Origin of the sequence: Fibrobacter sp. HC4 (genome assembly GCF_023373925.1) — a bacterium.
In the GTDB taxonomy this organism is placed as follows: Bacteria; Fibrobacterota; Fibrobacteria; order Fibrobacterales; family Fibrobacteraceae; genus Fibrobacter.
In genome coordinates, this window is the sequence record NZ_JALCZV010000013.1 from 1 (window position 1) to 17792 (window position 17792).

The window sequence follows — 17792 nt, forward strand, 5'->3', positions numbered from 1 at the left end:
ACCAGTGACGGCAATGGAGACAAATCTAGCAGCAGTGTCTCGTCTTCGACTACGAACAGCTCTTCCTCTGCGAAATCCAGTTCGTCTACAGGAGACAAGAACAGTGGCGGTGAGTCTAGCCCCGCCTCGTCAAGCGTTAAGTCGAGCAGCTCGGGAACGTCTGCGGACTCGTCGGCAGGGAATAGCAGTAGCTCTAGTAAAGCGAGAATCCCTTGCTCTGAAGAAGATGAAATGGCAACACTTAATGGAGTCGATGTTATCTGTCATGACGGCTATTGGATTCCGGCCTCCTCCAGTTCGGCTGTGCCGACCAGCAGCTACTTCGATATGACGGAACAATTCAACAAGAAGGTGTCTTACGGCGAGTTCACCGACCCGCGCGACGGGCAGAAGTATCGGACGGTGAGCTTGTACGACGACACCTTTGAAAGGACCTATGTCTTTTTTGCCGAAAACTTGAATTACGGCAAGATGATATCCGGTGGTTCTGTTCAAGACGATTCAACCAAGTACTGCTACGATGACGATCCGTGGTACTGCGAGAACGGCTGGGGCGGGCTCTATACCTGGAGCCATGCGATGAATTTCCCCACAGTGTGTGATAGTGTGTCTATGTATGCAGAGACTTGTGCACAAAAATTTGTTTATCCCAGCGGTTATGCGCAACCTCAGAACTATGTCCAGCATCAGGGAATCTGCCCGGAGGGCTGGCACATTGTTAATGCTGGAGAATGGGCTCATTTAGACCAGAGAACAGGTGGCAGTGTCGCCCACTATATGGGCTCGAAGGTCGCCGGCTTCGGTAGCAACAACTACGGCCTGTCGATACTGCCTGCGGGGTATTGGAATCCTGTAGCTCTAGAGTATGGATACATTTCAAATTCTGCGTTATATTGGCTGCCGCAACAGTATCCAGAATATGATGATTGCTCATATCGAGTGTCGGTTCGAACGGATGAGTTCAACAGAACTTTTAGAGGTATAAAGACTCAGGGCTTTTCCATCCGCTGTGTAAAAAACTACTAACTATAACAAGATTTTAAACAAATTAACAAAGCCTTTTGGGAGAAAGGCTATAGGGGTTATGTGTCTAAACTCAACAAGAAGAACAAAAAGTCCAAGAAAAACCGTAACAATTACAAGATCGAGTCTCTCGAACCGAGACTCTTGATGGATGCCAATTAATTATGAGGTATGAATTACGAGTTATGAGATTTAGCTACGCGGCGTAGCCGCCAAATTTTAACCTCGAAGCGAGCCTCGCGAGCGCGCTCATACCTCGAACCTCGTGCCTCATCAACAATTTCTATCTTCTTTCTTTGGAGTGAACAAATGAATCGACTGTTACCTTTTGCCCTTGCCCTTGTTGCGGCAACCATGTTCTTTACCGCCTGCGGTGACGACTCCGGGAGTGGCGCAAGCGACGAAATTTCCATGAACTCGAGCGACGACGAAGGCCTCGACGCCGCCTCCAGCAGCGGGAAGACTTCCAAGAATAGCTCCTCGAGCAAGGGAAGCACCGCAAAATCGAGCGAAAGTGCCGCCTCCAGCACAAGTGTCATCCCCGGCACCGACCGGGGATCTAGCAGCAGCGGGGTGGCATCGTCGAGCAGCGTCTTTTTGCCCCGCCGTTGCGAGGAGGGCGCCAAGGACACAGTTGTAAAAGAAAATTCAACTGCGTATATGACGTGTAGGGATAACTATTGGCGAACGGATACGATAATTTACCCACCCAAGCCCAAGGTTTACCCGAACATGGACCGCCAATTCGATACAGAATACGACCCTGTCTATGGAGAATTTACGGACCCGCGCGACGGCCAGGTGTATAAAACGGTCGTTCTCTACGAGTCGTATCAATCAGAAAATACCATCGAGGTTTTCGCGCAGAACCTGAACTACGGCGAGATGGTGGACTCGAGCGTCCACCGGCTGGACGACGGCAAGGTGGAGAAGTACTGCGAGCTGAACGACGAGTGGTTCTGCGAGAACGGCTGGGGCGGCCGCTACACTTGGAGCGAGGCGATGGGGATATCGTCGAAGTACGATTCCGTGCTCTGGAAGGATACGACCGGCGGCAACACCCGCATACACCAGGGCATCTGCCCGGAGGGGTGGCACATCATGAACGGCTACGAGTGGGAAAACTATGCGAAGGGCACCGGCCTGGACATGGCCTCGAAGGCGAACTGGGGCTTTGATAAAATGTATGTAAATTCATCCGGCATGTCCGTGCTGTTCGACATGCGCGACTATGAACTCAGCTGGATGCTGACTGATTTTGTATTGCCTCAAGAAATGAATGACTCATTGGCGAACGTGGTGTCTGTTAATGATGATTACGTGAGTTACGGAAAGAGTGTTGGTGCTTTTAAGAGAATGAACATTCTTTACATCCGCTGCGTCAAGGATTACTAGCCGCCTGACATAATCCAGGCCAAATTCAAGAAATTTTAAACAAAAAAGGCACGGCGATACACCGTGCAGGGGGGAATCTTTGTCCAATATCAATAGGCTATGTTCTTTCAAAGTGTAGATGTAATATAACTATCTAAAAAACACACCCTATTATAATCTGAGATTTACATATCTAAAAACTGTATCTTAGATACTTGGTCTAACCTAATTTTTGTTTGGTTAGACCATTTTTTTTATTTAAAAGTATGCGGAAACAAAAATAAACGCCGCTTTGGAGCGGCGTTTATTAGCAGTAAAGCCCTAATAATTAAAGGGTGTCCTGGAACTTATGGAACTTTTCGAGGAGCTCTGCGTAAGTCTTGGTGGCTTCCAGCTGGGGGAACTGAGCGACGATGGAATCCGGTGCGCAGAAGAAGCAACCCTTGTCTGCCTGCTTCAGCATGCCGGTGTCGTTAAAGGAGTCGCCGCTGGCGAATACCTTGAAGTTCAGGTCTTGCAGGGACTTGACCACCTTGGTCTTCTGGTCGTTCAGACGCAGGTGGTAACCCTTGATCATGTCATTTTCTACAACAAGGTTGTGGCAGAAAATGCTGGGCATGCCCAGGTTCTTCATGATGGGGTAGGCGAATTCCTGGAAGGTGTCGCTGAGGATGATCACCTGGGCTTCGTCGCGGAGTGTGTCCATGAAATCGCGGGCGCCTTCCAGCAGGCCCAGGTTGGCGATTACATTCTGGATGTCGCTGAGCTTGATGCCTTCGCGTTCCAAAATCTTGATACGGCCCTTCATCAGAACGTCGTAGTCGGGAATGTCGCGGGTGGTCAGGCGCAGGTCGGCGATGCCGGTCTTTTCTGCAACGGCAATCCAGATTTCCGGAGCGAGAACGCCTTCAAGGTCCAGGGTGACGACACATTGTTTGGTAAACATAAAAATCCCTTAGATTAGTGAACAATGAACAATGATAGCGTGGCGGCAAAGCCGCGATTATAAAATTGTTAATTGTTAACTGTTAATTGTTCATTCGTTATTTTTCTCTTTCCTTGATTAAATTCTTCAAGTCGTCGATAGTCACAGTGTACTTGGTTCGGCAGAAGTCGCAGACCAATTCAAGATCCTTGCCTTCTTTTTCCAAATCCTTTAAATCGTTGATAGGAAGCGCAGCCAGAGAACTGATGGTTCGTTCCTTGTTGCAGGGGCAGAACGCCTTGGCGCCGAATTCCTTGATGACTTCGATTTCGTAAGGACCTTCAAACTGGTAAAGCAGTTCGTCTAGCATGGTCTTGCCGCCGCTCTGCTGGGTAGCGTACATATCGGCGAACTTAGGGAGGTTCAGCACCACCTGTTCCAAGATGGTAGAATCCTTTTCTTCCATTTCAGGGAAGGCCTCTACATAGAAACCTACGGCGTAGTCCAGCTTGTTTGGGTCCTGCTTGTTGAACTGGGCCTCGATGCCCACTGCAGAAAGAATCTGTTCGGACTGGTACAAGTAGGTAGCCAGGTTCTGGCCCATGGAGGCGCTGACTGCCTGCACCATGCTTTCGTGAACGCGCTTGCCGTATTCATTCAGTTTTACCACCTGGTAGGTCTGGGGAATCAGGGCCGGTTCGTCGCCCTTGATTGCCTCGAGGTCGTCCTGGGGAATCATGGCTCGCACAAAGTAGTAGGATTCATCGCCTTCCTTGCGGCTTATGAGAGGGCTTGTATCTGCCTTGGCGTAGGAGATTTCGCCTCCGAAGGTGGCGGTTACGCTTACTGTACCCTTCATTTTGAGGCTGCTGCTCAAAAAGATGGAGGAAATCGCGGTTTCAGCCAGTAACTTTAGAGAGTAAGACTGGGCGCCGTGTTTTGCGCCAATTTCGTTCATTGTGTTGGTGATGTCCACAAGAACTAGGCGAAAAGGCGCCTTCTTGCCTGTAGAACGAATAATACGATCCTTTAAATTCATAGGGCCAAATTTAGTAAAAAAGCCCCAAAGTTTCACCTTGGAGCTGTCGCAAACTGAGCCGTTTCAAAGGCCTGCGCTTCGGTGGAGCGCGCCCCGAAGTTTTAGCGGGCTACCACCTGCTTGCGGATCTTTTCGGAGGTTTCGCGGTTGGCTGCCTGGGCCAGGCATTCAAAGGCGAATTCTTCGGCGGTACCGGCGCCGCGGCTGGTAATGATGTTGCCATCGACGACTACGCGGTCGGTAAGGAACTGCTTGCAGTCCAGTTCCACTTCGCAGCCCGGGAAGCAAGTACACTTGCGGGTCTTGAGGAGACCTGCCTTGGAAAGAACCAGCGGGGCGGCGCAGATGGCGAAAATCCACTTGCCTTTGGAATCAAAGTCGCGCAGGACGTCGGCAACGGCTGCGGAAGCCTTCAGGTTCTGAACGCCGGGGCCGCCTCCGGGGAGGCAGACTGCATCGAAGTCGGCGAGGCTAGCTGCGGCTCCTGCCATCACGTCTTTCAAGAGAACGTTTGCCTTGATGGCCAGACCATGGGCGCCTACAACTTCCAGGCTATCGCTGATGGAAGCCAAAGTCACATTCAGGCCGCCACGCTGCCAGTAGTCAAAAGGAGTAACGAATTCGGTTTCTTCAAAACCGTTAGCCATCAAGAAAAGAACGTTCATAAATACCTCGTTGTTTGCGGGTTCCATCTAGAGGGGGCCGAAGACCATGCGTTTCTTAGGTTTGTAGGAGTGGAATCCAATTTTTTCACAATATAACAAGAAATGAATCTAATCGGAGTGAAAGTGGTGTCTTTTCGGCAAAATGGGTTACTAAATATGTTTGAAGATGTGTTTTAGCAACCTCTTTTTTGAATAAATTAAACAAAAAGTGCTGGTGAAAGGAGCTTTTCCTGTGTGAGGCTCTTATTGTGGGTTACTAAAATTGATGTGTAAAGGACTTTAGTAACCTTTTAAAGAGAAAATGTTGTAGATAAACTAAATATTGGGTTACCAAAACGTTGAAATTGGTTTGTTTAGTAACCCCTTTTGTAAAAATACGCTCAAAGATGGGGGGCGGTTGTGTTTTCCGGTGACACGCGGAGGGGCGCTCAGGATGACACGCGAGTTACCCCACGCTGTGTTCCAGCTTCAATGTCAGAAGCTGGCGGGCTTCGGTGGCGAATTCGCCGGGGAGTTCCTTGAACACGTCCTTACAGAAACCGCCTACCATGGCCTGAATGGCGTCTTCGCGCTTGATGCCGCGACTCTCGAAATAGAACAGCTGGTCTTCGCTGATGCGGCTGGTGGTGGCTTCGTGTTCCGTCTGTGCGGTGGGGTTTGCCACCGTGATATACGGGAACGTATGGGCGGCGCTCTTGTCACCAACCAGCATGCTGTCGCACTGGGTGTAGTTGCGGGCGCCTGCGGCTCCCTTACGGATAGAAACCTCGCCGCGGTAGGCGTTGCTGGAGTAGTCGGCGCTGATACCCTTAGAAATAATGGTGCTCCTGGTGTTCTTACCGATGTGGATCATCTTGGTGCCGGTATCGGCCTGCATGTGTCCGTTGGTAAGGGCAACGCTGTAGAATTCGCCTACGGAGTTGTCGCCAACCAGAACGCAGCTGGGGTACTTCCAGGTGATGGCGGAACCGGTTTCTACCTGGGTCCAGCTGATGCGGCTGTTCTTGCCGGCGCACTTGCCGCGCTTGGTCACGAAGTTATAGACGCCACCAGCACCAGTTTCGCGATCGCCGGCGTACCAGTTCTGCACGGTGCTGTACTTAATCTTGGCGTTTTCGTTGGCTACCAGTTCTACGATAGCGGAATGGAGCTGCTTGCTGGAAAATTCCGGGGCGGTGCAGCCTTCCAGGTAGCTGACTTCGGCATTGTCGTCGGCGATAATCAGGGTGCGTTCGAACTGGCCTGCTTCCTTGTTGTTGATGCGGAAGTAGGTGGACAGATCCATGGGGCACTTGACGCCTGCGGGAATGTAGACGAAACTTCCGTCGCCAAAGACGGCGCTGTTCAGGGCGGCAAAGTAGTTGTCGCCTGCGGGGACCACGCTACCCAGGTACTGTTCAATCAGTTCCGGATATTCCTTGATGGCGTCGGAAATACTGCAGAAGATAATGCCCATTTCCATGAGCTTCTTCTTGTGGCTTGTATAAATACTGACGGAGTCGAACACGGCGTCCACGGCTACGTTGGCCAGGCGCTTCTGTTCGTCCAGGGGAATTCCCAGCTTTTCGAAGGTGGCCAGAAGTTCCGGGTCCACGTCTTCGATCTTTTCGTGGGATTTCTTGTTCTTGGGAGCGGAATAATAGACGATGTCCTGCAAATCTACAGGTTCAAAATTCAGTTCGCCCCACTTGGGCTGCTCCATGGTCAAGAGCTTTTCGTAGGCCTTCAGGCGGAAGTCCAGCATGAACTGAGGTTCGCCACGGAGAGCGCTGGCACGGCGGATGATATCTTCGTTAAGACCCTTTTCAAAAGCCTCGTTCTCGATATCAGTCACAAAACCATACTTGTAATTTTCGCTCATGATCAACCTACGTTCTTTATAAAATTAGCGGCTCAAATATACAAAAATTAAAAAAGTGGAAAATCTTGAAAAAGATCATCTTACTATATTGGAACATTATGATGAAGAAATTTTTATTGCCCATTTCTATAGCCGCCATGCTCTTTAGTGCATGTGGTAGTGATAGTTCCAATGATTCTGGTGTGGCCGTCAATCCGCCTGCCGATGATCCGCAGACTCCTCCCATAGAAACCCCGGTTAATCCGGCCAGCTCTGCCACGGTTGGTGATGATCCCAACTCGCAGCCCATCGAATCTTCTGCCTCGCTGGAAATTTCTTCTGCATCCGAGATGCCTCTGGACACTTCCTTTGTGCCCGAGGGCGATACCTCTTCTATCAGCGGCATTACCGGTAACGATATGCCCTTCGAAATCCTGACTGAAGAAATCGAAAAGGACCGTCAGTATGTCGCTGCTTCGGCCATTACCGATTACGAAACGGTTCAGTCTGTTTATGAAAGCCTGGAAGAGGGCGACAAGGTTGCCTTTATCATTCGTCATGGCCGTCGCGAAAGTGGTGTCGGTGTTGAATCCAAGCTGACCGAGGCCGGTATCGAACAGTCTCAGCGCCTGGGCGGTTTTTTGGCCAGTTCCGAAGCTTTCTCTTACGGTCATACCGATTTCGTGCGTACTCGCAGTACCGCAATCAACATTGCCTACGGTCGTGGTGAAGATACGACCAGCTTCCAGTCTGTCATTACCAATCGCCTGGTGGCCAGCACCTACATCAAGGACATGGAACTTTTTGAACAGTACAAGAAGGATTCTACCGCCAGTATTAATGAAGGTGAAGTATACTCCCAGTGGGCCTTCGATGGTTTGCTGACCTCTGCCTTCTATGACCTGGAAGCCCGTGCCGTTCAGACGATTGTGCAGGGAATCATTCCCAACATGTCTGAAACCAACCGTGTGAATATCTTTATTAGCCACGATATGTTCCTGATGCCCTTGATGATTTACGTCTCTGACCGTAAGATTGATCGTTTGCGCTACCATGTTTCCAAAAAGGGTGTGTACTACCTAGATGGCGTGGCCGTAGTTATCAAGGCTAACGGAGAACGTCGCTACCACGTTGTGAACGGCATTGAATTTGGAACCTAAGAAATCTGCGGGTTATTGAAAATGAATCAAAGAGAAAATTTTAAATCTCGTCTTGGCTTTATTTTGATTGCGGCGGGTTGCGCCATTGGTATCGGTAATGTTTGGCGTTTCCCCTTCATTACGGGCCAGTACGGTGGTGCCGCATTCATCCTGATCTACTTGTTCTTCCTGGTAATCTTGGGCTTGCCCGCCCTCATTGCCGAATTTGCTGTCGGTCGTGCCAGTAAGCGCGGTATCGGCCGATCTTTCGAAGAACTGGAACCTGCCGGTTCCAAGTGGCATATTGCCAAGTATCCCATGATCGTCGGTGACTACCTGCTGATGATGTTCTACACCACGGTGAGCGGCTGGATGATGTACTACTTCTACCACATGGCGGTGGAAGGGGATATTCATGGCCTGTCTCCTGAACAGGTGGGTGAACGATTCGGCACCATGTTGGGGAATCCCAGCGTGCAGGTGGGCTGGATGGCTATTGCTACCATTCTCGGTCTGGGAATCGTTTCTCTGGGCTTGCAGAAGGGCGTGGAACGTGTAACCAAGAGCATGATGTCTATGCTTTTCTTGATCATGATTATTCTTGCCATCCGCGCTGTGACCTTGCCCGGTGCTGAAGAAGGCCTCAAGTTCTACTTGCTCCCGGACTTTGCCCGTCTGCAGCAGCAGGGCGTTACCGAAGTAATCTTTGCCGCCATGGGACAGGCTTTCTTTACCTTGAGTATCGGTATCGGTTCCATGTCCATCTTCGGAAGCTACATCGGCAAGAAGCATACCCTAGCCAAGGAAGCGGTGAATATCTGCGTCCTGGATACGGTGGTGGCCTTGCTTGCCGGTTTGATCATTATTCCCAGCTGCTTCGCTTTCAATGTGGAACCGGGTGCTGGTCCTGGCCTTGTGTTCGTGACTCTGCCCAACATCTTTAGCCAGATGCCTGCGGGTCGCTGGTGCGGTGTGGCCTTCTTCCTGTTCATGAGCTTTGCCGCCCTGAGTACCTTGGTGGCCGTGTTCGAAAACATTATCTCTTTCTGGATGGACCTGAAGGGTTACGACCGCAAGAAGGTGGTGAAGTGGAACATTCTGGCGATTATCGTTCTTTCCTTGCCTTGTGCTTTGGGCTTTAACGTGCTTTCTGGCTTTCAGCCCTTTGGTGCTGGCAGCGGCGTTCTCGACCTGGAAGACTTTATCGTTTCTAACACCTTGCTGCCTCTCGGTAGCTTGTTCTTCGTGGTGTTCTGCAACTTCCGTTACGACTGGGGCCAGAAGAATTTCTACGATGAAGTCAATACCGGTAGCGGTATGAAACTTCCCGTAAACGGGATTGTCCGTTTTTACATCAAGTGGATTCTGCCCTTGATCGTGCTGGTCATTTTCATTATGGGTTACATCCAGAAGTTCGCTCCGGATTTCTACAACCAGATTCTTGGTAAGTAGTTTTGCAGGCTGTTAAAGTCTAACTGATAAATGATCGACAAATAAGTCCGGCGGGTAAAACCGTCGGTCTTTTTTTGTATATGAAATTGTCAGAAATTGACGCGAATGTAAACCTATATTTGTACACGTAAAAAAGAAAAAGGATTAACTATGCACAATATTCTGAACATCCAGCGCAACAACACTCTCTTCGGTCTTCTTCTGGCAGCAGCTCCCGCTGTTTTCTGTGCAATGCTGGTGGGGGCCGGCAGTGTCGTGGCTGCAGCCGCTGTTACCGTAGCTTACCTGAGCGTTCTTGTGGGCGAACGGATCGATTAAGGTTTGCTATTTCTGCTTGATGACTTCAACAGTCAACTTGTTAAAGCCCAGCTTTCCGCCTTCGCGGATTTCTAGGGCGGCACGGAAGGTGGTGACGTCCTTCTTGAACGGTTCTAGCACCGGCGAGAACTTGTTCTTCAGCAGATTTTCCACTTCTTCGTCAGAGAATTTGCGCTGGTAGAACACTTGCGGAATGCCGTAACCGCATTGCATGCACTGGTAGCCGCCATCTACCTTGCGTAGGAAACCTCCGCAACCGGGGCAGGGGTATTCGCGACGGAGGAACTCAAATTCTACGCGGCCTACGGGGCTCATTTTCAGGAAGGCGTCAAAGTTTTCGCCCTTCTTGTTCTTGAATCCGCTAATCAGTTCCGTTTTTTCGCCGTTGAGCAAGGCCTTGATGTCGGCGGCACGGAGTTTTTTGCCTGCGATGGTCTTGAACAGGGTGAACTTGCAGTCACAGGGATTGCCTTGTTCATCGCGGTCGGAACCTTTACCTGTGCAGAAGATGGCGTTCTTGTTTTCTTCTAGGGTGTGTTTGCAGATGGGGCACTTAAACTTGGTTTCGGTACCGTGGAAGTGTCCGTCATTTTCGAAGGCGAAGGTGGCCTTGTGATCGCTATCCCAGACCACCTTGGCGCTAAAGGCCTGGCCCTTCTTAGTGATAAAGTCGGTGATGACGTCGGTGGTGCCGTTGCTGAACAGCTCCGCCATTTCTTCGTCGCTCATGACGTGGCCGGCGATAGTCTTATAGAAAACGAAATCGCAAGGCTCTTCGCAAATGAGACGGTTGCCTAAACTTTTTAGTTTCTTTTGGCACTTGGGGCAGGTATAGTCTGTGGGGGCTGCGTCCTGGGGTTCGTCGCTAAATTCAAATCCGATGTTGCCGTCTTCGCCAAGAACCAGGTTGGCGCTGAAGGTGGTTCCCTTCTTGCTCTTGAAGCCGCTGAGCAAGTCAGATTTGCCGGTGGCCAGAAGCTTGCCCATTTCGGCGTGGCTAAGGGTGCGGCCTGCAATGGTGTGGCCTGCCTTGAAACCGCATTCGCCATTCTTGCAGACGTATCCCCAGGGGGCGATTTCCATGGGCTGGCTGCACTTGGGGCAGGGGAGAGCTTCTGTTACGGTTTCTCGTTCAAACTGGCTGCCGTATTTTTCGTGAAGCTGAACAAAAAGTTCCTTCACATATTCCACGATGCCGTCGCGGAATTCCTTGGGATCCAGGTTGCCCTTTTCTACTTGGGAAAGCTTGTATTCCCATTCGCCGGTCATTTCGGGGGACTTGACTTTTTCGTCCATGAGGGCGATGACTTCGCGGCCGCGGGCGGTACTGACCAGATTGTTTTTCTGGGCTTCGATGAATCCGCGCTTTTTCAAGGTCTCGATGATGCCTGCCTGAGTGGCTGGAGTTCCAAGACCGCGGTCCTTCATGGCTTCGGCCAGTTCTTCGTTGTCGATCTGCTTGCCTGCAGTCTTCATGGCGGCAAGGAGGGTGGCTTCGGTATAATACTTGGGCTTGGACTTCTTTTTCTTCTGAAGTTCCAGGGCGTCGAAGGGGGCCTTGTCGCCGATTTTCCAGTCGGGAAAGGATTCTACGATATTGGTGATGTCGTCAGAATTGCCGCTGTCGTCGCCGGATTTTCCGTCGGCTGCGGCGGAGTCGGCGCCTGCGTCGCCCTTCTTCTTGGATTTGGCCTTCTTCTCTTCTTTGACTAGGGCACGGAAACCTAAGTCCTCGTTCTGCTTCAGCTTAAGGCGGAAGGTTTCTGCGTCACTGCCCGCAGGGGCGGTCAGTGTCACTTCCATTTCATTCCAAACATAGGGTTTCAGCCATGCCTGGACAAAACGTTCCTTGGCCAGATTGTAGATGTTCTCTTCCATTTCGGGGAGGCCACCCTTGATTTCGTCGGGCTGTTCCCCGGTAGGAATAATGGCGAAGTGGTCTGTGACCTTGCTGGAGTTGATGAAAACGAAGTTCTCCGATTCCGGACGCATGATCCCTTGCTGCTGGGGCGTTGCCAGGCGTTGTGCCAGGGCGTAAGCTTCCTGCTTCATGGTGTCGGGCAGGTAGGCGGAGTCGGTACGGGGATAGGTAAGCAACTTCTTTTCGTAAAGATTCTGGGCGCAATCCAGCACTTGCTGGGCGCTGTACTTAAAACGCTTGTTGCCTTCTTTCTGCAGTTCCGTCAGGTCGAAAGGTTTTTGGGGGAACTGCTTTTTCTGCTGGACGTCAATGCCTGCGATGACCGCATCTTCGGGCGGGGCGCATTTGTCCACTACGGCCTGGGCCGGTTCCTCTTTTTCAAAGACCGCCACTTTCAGGGCAGGGCCTTCTGCGCTGTCCTTGCCAGAATCCTTGGCGTCGCGGTCGGGGCGCAGCAACTGTGCCTGGAATCCTTTCCAGGTTCCCACTACGCTGTAGTAATACAGTTCCTTGAACTGTTCCACCAGGGCGTCTCGTTCTACAATCAAGTTTAAAGTGGGTGTCTGCACGCGGCCCACAGAAATCATCTTGCCGCGGCCAGCCGTAAGCGTATAGGCTCGAGTGGCGTTAAGGCCTACCATCCAGTCGGCGCGCTGACGCAGGCGAGCGGCATAACTCAAGTTTAATCGCTGGGTGGCATCTTCCAGATTTTTCCAGGCCTTGTCCAGATCCTTGGCCACATAGCTGTTCACCCAAAGACGCTTGATCTGCTTTTGCTTAAAGGCGGGGGTAAAATCAAGGACCAGGTCAAAAATCAGATTACCTTCGCGGCCGGCATCGGCGCCGTTCACGAGGACATCCGCCTTACTCATCATTTCTCGCACAACAGTTAGCTGTTTTCTTGTGCTTTCAATCTCCATAAGGCGGAACTTTTCGGGGAGCAAAGGCAAGTTGCCCAACTTCCAGCCCCCTTCGAAACCGGGGTAGGCATCAAGGGGGGCCAGGGTAATCAAGTGACCCACACACCAGGTAATGCAATGGTTCTGCCCAATCAGGCAACCATCTCCCTGTGTGAATTTTTCGCCCTCCAGGCGTTCCAGCATAGGTTTGTAATGTTGGTTTGCAACGGAAGGTTTTTCGGCCACTAATAGAATCATGGGGGCAAAGATAATAAAGTTCGAACTTTTTTATTACAGGATGGGGTCCAAGTTCTGCAAAGCCTTGGCGGCGGCTCCCTGGGCGAATTTCTGTTCCAGATCCGTGAACTTCTCGTTCCAGAATTTTGTTTTTTCGCAGGAGAGGCGCGCTCCCCGTTCATAAATCCACAGGAAACAATCCTCGTCGACGACTTCGTAATCGGATCCGCCGTTGAACACATTGGCTACACCGTAAACTTCGTGGTCCTTGCTCAGGATGACCTTGCAACCCAGAAGCATGGAGAGATTTTGACAAGCCTGTTCCAGGGCGGCATTGTCCAGGTCCTCGCTCTTCATCGAGAATCGGGAAACGTTCCGCTCGTCGATTTTCAAACCCAGGGATTCGAAGTCCTGTTCGACCCAACTCATCTTGTTGATAAACTTGCGAAGCGAAGAAATGTCCTGAACCTGGTCCGGTTCCGGAAAAATTCGCCCTCTGACAGTATACTCGTGTTCCATAAAAAGAAAAGTAGAAAAAACGCAGCGCGATTATAAAACTAGTATCTCCCCGCTTTGTCGCCTTTTACGAAGAAATCCACCTACGTTTCCAAAGCCCGAATACGAGCAGAATGGTCTGCGATATCCGCCTGCTGTTTTATCCATGGGGGCGAGGATCGCATTTCCCGTAGTGCGAAATAAATTCGCGGGCGATTGTCGGGCGATATACAAAAAAGTCGGTGTTTCCGACGGAAAGAATATATGAAATTCAAGAGTCATGTCTGACATCTATGTTTAAGGAAGATATGACCGTTAACAGTGCGTTCTTGTCGGTGAGCATACCATGGAACTGGAAAAGCCGGCCATGTCTGGTATCTATGTCCTTCGTGTCTCGGCAGGAAATTCAAGTCGGAACATGCTGATTAAATTCTAGTAGTCTGGTCTTGTTGAACAGCTACTAAAAAATAAGGAGTTTCCCTTGCCGTGGGGGAAACTTCTTTGTATATTCATCAGCATGAAAATGATCCTAGACCTACAACTTCTACTTTGCACCGCTCTGTGTAATACCGAGGCGAGGTTTTAGGGTATTGAATCAATAAGACTTTTTTTATTGAAATTGAACACTAAAAAGGCTTGCTTCCTCGGGAAAGCGGGCCTTTGTTTTTTGGTCAGAGGGATAAAAAAAGCTATCTTTGAGATTGAAAATTAAATGACTTTGCGTTCCCGGTGAAAATCGAAGGAAGCGGCAAGGAGATGAAAAATGAAGTGCATGATGGATTGTGCCGATCAGGCAAGAAAACCGTTTTTTTACGACGTCACTCTGCGTGACGGTAACCAGGCTCTGCCCAAGCCCTGGAATAACGCCCAGAAGAAGGACGTTTACCTCCAGTTGTTGAAGCTGGGTGTGCAGGGGGCCGAAGTGGGTTTCCCGGCTTCTAGCGAAATGGATTTTGAATCTTGTAAGGAACTGGCCCAGCTCACCGCAAAGATGGCTGAAGAAGGTGATGAAGTCGCCCAGAAGATCGTGGTGGCTGGTCTTGCCCGTTGCGTCCCCAGCGACATTCAGCGCTGCTGGGAAGCGGTCCAGTATGCTCCCAATCCTCGTATCCACACCTTCTTGGCAACTAGCCCCCTCTCCATGGAACATGTGCTGCACATGACTCCGGAACAGGTGAAGGCCAAGGCCGTGGAATGCGTGAAGTTGGCAAAGTCTCTGGTGGGTGACCGCGGTACCGTGGAATTCAGCTGCGAACATTTCGGTGACTGCCTGGAAAACATGGACTTTGTCATTGAAGTTTTGAAGGCCGTGGTGGAAGCGGGGGCAACTACCTTGAACTTGCCCAACACCGTGGAACGTTATCGCCCCATGCTGTACATCTCCCAGATCAAGCAGGTGTACGATGCTCTGCCCAAGAACGTGACTATTTCTGTTCACTGCCATAACGACCTGGGCATGGCAACTGCCGCTACCGTCGAAAGCTTCTTCGTGGGTGCAACCCAGATGGAAGTGGCCTTGAACGGTCTGGGTGAACGTTGCGGTAACACCAACTTCTACGAAGTGGCTGTGGGCCTGCACAACTCCGGTGTAGACACTGGCCTGCATCTGGAAAGAATTTACGAAACCGCCATCCTGATTTCTCAGTGGTCCGGTATCAACATCTACAATCGTGCTCCGTTGATCGGTGCCGAAGCTATCGTCCATCGTAGCGGTATCCACCAGGATGGCGCCAGCAAGACCAAGGACATGAAGAAGGGTGCATACCGCCCCATCGACTACTCCATCATCGGCCGTAACCAGAACGATTCCCTCAGCTTCACCAGCCAGAGTGGTCGTACCGCCGTGTACGAAATCATCACCAAGTTCGGTTACAAGATGAGTCTGGCCGAAGCCGCCGAACTGCAGCCCATCTTGAAGGCTTGCAGCGAAAAGGAAGGCGAGCTGAGCGCCGAACGGGTTCTGGATGTTTTCCGCGAACAGCGCGTTAACGTGAACGGCCGTTTGGTGTTCAACAACATCGAAGTTGTTCCCGATGAAAACCGTTTCGTGTTCCACTTCAAGAAGGACAAGGAGCCCATAATCAAGTCCATCACTGCCGAAGGTCCCATTGAAGCTGGCCTTATGCTCATGCGTGAAATCGGCATGCCGGTGGAACTGGTGAAGTATCGCCAGGTGGTGGTTCCTGAAAAGGATTCCATGTGGGCTGGTCGCGGTCTCAGCCGTATTGTGCTGAAGGCCAATGGCAAGGAAGTGGAAGGCCGCGGTGTTTCTAGCGATACTCTGAAGGCTAACATGCGCGCCCTGTTCGGCGGTGTGAACCTGCTGTACAGGTAGGCTGTAAGTGTCATTCCGAGCGTAGCCACGAAGTGGCGAAGTCGAGGAATCTAGAGTAGAGGAATTATGGATTTAACTGGTAGACTGACACGTCCGTTCAAGAAACGCTACGCCATGTACGCCGACAAGGTCGGTGGTTTTGTGGTGCCGATAAAGGATGCCGTGGCAGGTCTGCTGGGCCACTTTCCCGATGTAAAGGCTTTTGCCGGTTCCGAGGATCTGGCTGATTCCGATGAGGCTTCTGCCGGTGCCGAGGGTGCCGCAAATGGTGCCGCTCCGGCAGGGAAGGTGGGCCTGCTGGATCGCATTAAGAACTTCAAGAAATCCCTGAAGGAAATGAGCGACTTCCAGAAGCTGATCCTTTTGACCATCGCCGTTGTTCTGCCTGCCGGAATTTTGGTGGCCACGATTCTAGTGGGCCTGATCAAGAAGCACAAGAAATAGTTTTGACGTCGTATGCAGCGCTGGAAACATACCATTGCCTACGAAATTTATCCCAGCAGTTTCCAGGACTCCAACGGAGATGGAATCGGGGACCTGAACGGCATTACCAGCCGGCTGGATTATCTGAAGTCTTTGAACGTGGGGGCGATCTGGCTTACGCCGGTGTATGCGTCTCCCATGGTGGATAACGGCTACGACGTTTCCAATTTTTACGAAATCAATCCCCTGTATGGAACCATGGCCGACATGGACAACTTGATTGCCCAGGCCCATAAGCGTGGCATCAAGATTGTGATGGACCTGGTGTTCAACCACATGTCCGATCAGTGTGAATGGTTCAAGGAATCCAAGTCCAGCCGCCACAATCCCAAGAGCGATTGGTTCATCTGGAAAGATGGCGTTGCTGGCGAACCGGGAACGCGACCGGCTCCTCCCAACAACTGGCGCGGTATCTTTGGCGGCTCCGTGTGGGAATGGAATGAAGAACGTCAGCAGTACTACATGCACACCTTCGCCACCCAGCAGCCCGACCTGAACTGGGAAAATCCCGACGTGCGCCAGGCCCTTTTCGACATTGCCAACTTCTGGATTAAAAAGGGCGTGGGCGGTTTTAGAATTGACGCCATTCCCTACATCAAGAAACCGAACGGCTTTGAAAGCGGAACCCCTGATGCAAGCGATGGCCTGGTCAGCGTTCACACCATGACCGTAAATACCCCGGGTGTCCTGGATTTCTTGCAGGAGTTCAAGAAGAACGTGACTCAGGGCAAGGACGTGTTCACCGTGGCCGAGGCAAACGGCGTGGGACCCGACGACTTGAAATATTGGGTAGGGGAGAACGGCGCCTTCGATATGCTCTTCGAGTTTGGCCACCTGCACGATGTTGAAATCTGGTGCAAGCCGTCGCCCTACGGCATCATGGATTTTAAGAAGGCTCTGCTGGCAAGCCAGGAGGCCACTGCGAAGAACGGCTGGTATCCTGCCTTTTTCGAAAATCACGACAAGCCCCGCTGCGTGAACAATTACTTTAGCGAACGGGTGGCTGCCGATCCCAAGCTGCGCGTGTTGGCGGCTAAGGCCATGGCTACGCTGCTCTTGACCTTGCGAGGGACTCCCTTCCTTTACGAGGGTCAGGAAATCGGCATGACCAACGTGCAGTGGAACGACCTGGAAAAGTACGACGAAATCAATACCAAGGCCCAGTACAAGATGGCCCTGCAGGAAGGCTTTTCCCACGAGCAGGCCATGGCCTTCGTAAACCGTTTTAGTCGCGACAATTCCCGCACGCCCATGCAGTGGAACGCCGACGCCAACGCCGGATTCACCACGGGCAAACCCTGGCTCTCCGTGAACGACAACTATGTCGAAATCAACGTGGCGGCCCAGGAATCGGACCCAAACTCCGTGCTGAATTTTTACCGTCGACTGATCGCCTTGCGCTCTTCCAATGCCAATCTGGACGGGGGCCCCTTTACGGCGCTGCTCCCCGAACACGAACAAATGATGGCCTATAGGCGAGGTGACGGCACTGTGGTGCTGGTTAACCTTGGCGAGACGGAAGTTGAATATGATGGACGCCTGGTAGAGAACCGCAAACTATTAATAGGCAATTACGAAGGTCCGTTTGAATCGTCGGGCGTAACAAGAGTTTTAAGACCGCTAGAAGCTGTAATCTATGGGATGTAA

General features: G+C 51.3%; 15 protein-coding genes. 9 read left to right on the forward strand and 6 right to left on the reverse strand.

The genetic code is table 11. The features are described 5' to 3' along the window. The 3 genes from MMG03_RS09595 to MMG03_RS09605 form a co-directional block, all read left to right on the forward strand. A partial coding sequence (locus tag MMG03_RS09595) for an FISUMP domain-containing protein (protein WP_249506162.1) occupies window positions 1-1026 on the forward strand: 1026 nt, incomplete at its 5' end. A 60-nt stretch (window positions 1027-1086) separates the two neighbouring features. Beyond that, window positions 1087-1185, forward strand: coding sequence for an LEPR-XLL domain-containing protein (locus MMG03_RS16125; protein ID WP_158535447.1), 99 nt, complete (start codon window positions 1087-1089; stop codon window positions 1183-1185). 147 nt (window positions 1186-1332) lie between these two features. Continuing rightward, a complete protein-coding gene (locus MMG03_RS09605; protein WP_249506163.1) occupies window positions 1333-2418 on the forward strand; it encodes an FISUMP domain-containing protein in 1086 nt (361 codons plus the stop codon). Between the two features lie 307 nt (window positions 2419-2725). Here MMG03_RS09605 and thrH read toward each other — a convergent pair whose 3' ends face one another. The 4 genes from thrH to sufB form a co-directional block, all read right to left on the reverse strand. Further along, entirely contained in the window at window positions 2726-3343 is a 618-nt protein-coding gene (thrH, locus tag MMG03_RS09610; RefSeq protein ID WP_073159879.1) for a bifunctional phosphoserine phosphatase/homoserine phosphotransferase ThrH, read from the reverse strand. A 97-nt stretch (window positions 3344-3440) separates the two neighbouring features. Beyond that, window positions 3441-4361, reverse strand: a complete 921-nt coding sequence (locus tag MMG03_RS09615) for an Hsp33 family molecular chaperone HslO (RefSeq protein WP_249506164.1) — start codon at window positions 4359-4361, stop codon at window positions 3441-3443. 101 nt (window positions 4362-4462) lie between these two features. Beyond that, window positions 4463-5026, reverse strand: coding sequence for a DJ-1 family glyoxalase III (locus MMG03_RS09620; protein WP_073160043.1), 564 nt, complete (start codon window positions 5024-5026; stop codon window positions 4463-4465). 445 nt (window positions 5027-5471) lie between these two features. Then, a complete protein-coding gene (sufB, locus tag MMG03_RS09625; protein ID WP_249506165.1) occupies window positions 5472-6887 on the reverse strand; it encodes a Fe-S cluster assembly protein SufB in 1416 nt (471 codons plus the stop codon). A gap of 98 nt (window positions 6888-6985) precedes the next feature. On the opposite strand from sufB, the gene MMG03_RS09630 reads away from it, so the two are divergent. The 3 genes from MMG03_RS09630 (at window position 6986) to MMG03_RS09640 (ending at window position 9775) form a co-directional block, all read left to right on the forward strand. Further along, on the forward strand, window positions 6986-8026 hold the full coding sequence (locus MMG03_RS09630) for a histidine phosphatase family protein (protein WP_249506166.1): 1041 nt from the start codon (window positions 6986-6988) through the stop codon (window positions 8024-8026). A gap of 21 nt (window positions 8027-8047) precedes the next feature. Then, a complete protein-coding gene (locus MMG03_RS09635) occupies window positions 8048-9457 on the forward strand; it encodes a sodium-dependent transporter (RefSeq protein WP_249506167.1) in 1410 nt (469 codons plus the stop codon). Between the two features lie 150 nt (window positions 9458-9607). Next, window positions 9608-9775 (forward strand): hypothetical protein, encoded by a 168-nt coding sequence (locus MMG03_RS09640; RefSeq protein WP_158535448.1) that lies wholly within the window; start codon window positions 9608-9610, stop codon window positions 9773-9775. A gap of 6 nt (window positions 9776-9781) precedes the next feature. Here MMG03_RS09640 and MMG03_RS09645 read toward each other — a convergent pair whose 3' ends face one another. Further along, the gene (locus MMG03_RS09645; protein WP_112132051.1) at window positions 9782-12853 is read right to left on the reverse strand and encodes a type IA DNA topoisomerase; all 3072 of its coding nucleotides are present in this window, start codon (window positions 12851-12853) and stop codon (window positions 9782-9784) included. Between the two features lie 33 nt (window positions 12854-12886). Beyond that, window positions 12887-13351 (reverse strand): hypothetical protein, encoded by a 465-nt coding sequence (locus tag MMG03_RS09650; protein ID WP_249506168.1) that lies wholly within the window; start codon window positions 13349-13351, stop codon window positions 12887-12889. Window positions 13352-14090: 739 nt separating this feature from the next. On the opposite strand from MMG03_RS09650, the gene leuA2 reads away from it, so the two are divergent. From leuA2 to MMG03_RS09665, 3 genes are all read left to right on the forward strand, one after another. Next, the gene (leuA2, locus tag MMG03_RS09655) at window positions 14091-15662 is read left to right on the forward strand and encodes a 2-isopropylmalate synthase LeuA2 (RefSeq protein ID WP_249506169.1); all 1572 of its coding nucleotides are present in this window, start codon (window positions 14091-14093) and stop codon (window positions 15660-15662) included. A 66-nt stretch (window positions 15663-15728) separates the two neighbouring features. After that, entirely contained in the window at window positions 15729-16106 is a 378-nt protein-coding gene (locus MMG03_RS09660; protein WP_073159892.1) for a hypothetical protein, read from the forward strand. A 12-nt stretch (window positions 16107-16118) separates the two neighbouring features. Continuing rightward, a complete protein-coding gene (locus MMG03_RS09665) occupies window positions 16119-17792 on the forward strand; it encodes an alpha-glucosidase (protein WP_249506170.1) in 1674 nt (557 codons plus the stop codon).

Coding starts and splice junctions, on each gene's coding strand:
- MMG03_RS09605 (WP_249506163.1), top strand. CDS start 1,333: ATGAATCGACTGTTACCTTTTGCCCTTGCCCTTGTTGCGGCAACCATG.
- thrH (WP_073159879.1), bottom strand. CDS start 3,343: ATGTTTACCAAACAATGTGTCGTCACCCTGGACCTTGAAGGCGTTCTC.
- MMG03_RS09615 (WP_249506164.1), bottom strand. CDS start 4,361: ATGAATTTAAAGGATCGTATTATTCGTTCTACAGGCAAGAAGGCGCCT.
- MMG03_RS09620 (WP_073160043.1), bottom strand. CDS start 5,026: ATGAACGTTCTTTTCTTGATGGCTAACGGTTTTGAAGAAACCGAATTC.
- sufB (WP_249506165.1), bottom strand. CDS start 6,887: ATGAGCGAAAATTACAAGTATGGTTTTGTGACTGATATCGAGAACGAG.
- MMG03_RS09630 (WP_249506166.1), top strand. CDS start 6,986: ATGATGAAGAAATTTTTATTGCCCATTTCTATAGCCGCCATGCTCTTT.
- MMG03_RS09635 (WP_249506167.1), top strand. CDS start 8,048: ATGAATCAAAGAGAAAATTTTAAATCTCGTCTTGGCTTTATTTTGATT.
- MMG03_RS09640 (WP_158535448.1), top strand. CDS start 9,608: ATGCACAATATTCTGAACATCCAGCGCAACAACACTCTCTTCGGTCTT.
- MMG03_RS09645 (WP_112132051.1), bottom strand. CDS start 12,853: ATGATTCTATTAGTGGCCGAAAAACCTTCCGTTGCAAACCAACATTAC.
- MMG03_RS09650 (WP_249506168.1), bottom strand. CDS start 13,351: ATGGAACACGAGTATACTGTCAGAGGGCGAATTTTTCCGGAACCGGAC.
- leuA2 (WP_249506169.1), top strand. CDS start 14,091: ATGAAGTGCATGATGGATTGTGCCGATCAGGCAAGAAAACCGTTTTTT.
- MMG03_RS09660 (WP_073159892.1), top strand. CDS start 15,729: ATGGATTTAACTGGTAGACTGACACGTCCGTTCAAGAAACGCTACGCC.
- MMG03_RS09665 (WP_249506170.1), top strand. CDS start 16,119: ATGCAGCGCTGGAAACATACCATTGCCTACGAAATTTATCCCAGCAGT.